This window comes from Micromonospora sp. NPDC023888, from assembly GCF_040639415.1.
Lineage (GTDB): Bacteria > Actinomycetota > Actinomycetes > Mycobacteriales > Micromonosporaceae > Micromonospora.
This window is the reverse complement of record NZ_JBEZZW010000100.1, coordinates 1-1,226: the sequence shown is the minus strand read 5'-3', so window position 1 is coordinate 1,226 and position 1,226 is coordinate 1. Positions and strand designations below refer to the sequence as shown.

Genomic DNA, 1,226 nt, shown 5'->3' with positions numbered 1-1,226 from the left:
CTTCGGCTACGCCATGGCGGGCCGCGTGCTGTCCCCGCTCGGCCGGATCACCCGCACCGCCCGCAACGTGGCCGGCACCGACCTCTCCCGCCGGATCGAGCTGGACGGCCCGGACGACGAGCTCAAGGAGCTCGCGGACACCTTCGACGACATGCTGGACCGGCTGGACCGGGCGTTCACCGCCCAGCAGCGGTTCGTCGCCAACGCCTCGCACGAGCTGCGGACGCCGCTGGCGATCAACCGCACCCTGCTGGAGGTCCACCTGTCGGACCCCGGGGCGCCCGCGGAGCTGCACCAGCTGGGCAAGACGCTGCTGGCCACCAACGAGCGCAGCGAGCAGCTGGTGGAGGGCCTGCTGCTGCTCGCCCGGAGCGACAACGAGATCGTGGAGCGCAAGCCGGTGGACCTGGCGGAGGTCGCCTCGCGGGCCATCGACCAGACCCGGTCGGAGGCCGAGGCCAAGGGCGTGGAGATCCGCGGCGAGCGCGCCCCCGCCGGCGTACAGGGCAACGGCGTCCTGCTGGAGCGGATCGCCCTGAACCTGGTGCAGAACGCCGTCCGCTACAACGTGGACGGGGGCTGGGTGGAGGTCACCACCGAGACCCGGCCCGGCCAGGCGGTGCTGGTGGTCTCGAACACGGGGCCGGTGGTCCCGGCGTACGAGATCGACAATCTCTTCGAGCCGTTCCGGCGGCTCAGGCAGGAGCGCACCGGCAGTGACAAGGGCGTCGGGCTGGGGCTGTCGATCGCCCGGTCGGTCGCCCGGGCCCACGGGGGCCGTATCATCGCGGAGCCCCGCGAGGGCGGCGGCCTCGTCATGCGTGTCACGCTTCCGGTGTGACACGCCGGGCGAGCCGTCCATGCTGTTCGCTTTACGCGGAATTTTCGTGACCCGTTCACGAGGGTTCCGTGTGTGATCGATCACAAGGGACCGGTTCCGGCCATCTACTCTCCGTGATCAAGAATTCCCCCGGAAAGCCGGGAAAAGTCCGGGTTTCCGGGGGGTGGGATCACGGGAAGTACACGGGGTGGCGCCCATCGGGCGCGGCTTCCGGACCGTGTACGGTCCCGTTCGCCATCCAAACCCGATCGCTCTCGAGGGGTCCGGTTGGGTGTCGATTGAGTAACAGACCTTGATGTGAGGCAAAATCTCCGCCTCAGGTCGGGCACAAGTCCGGCCTCTCACGCGTTACGTGCGCTGGAGACACCGCAACCACCCAGAGGGG

The 1,226-nt window shown here is 69.5% G+C and carries 1 protein-coding gene; it reads left to right on the top strand.

What is annotated here, in order from left to right; genetic code table 11:
* A partial coding sequence (locus AB0F61_RS34205) for a HAMP domain-containing sensor histidine kinase (protein WP_357818545.1) occupies positions 1–841 on the top strand: 841 nt, incomplete at its 5' end.
* Between the last annotated feature and the right edge of the window lie 385 nt (positions 842–1,226).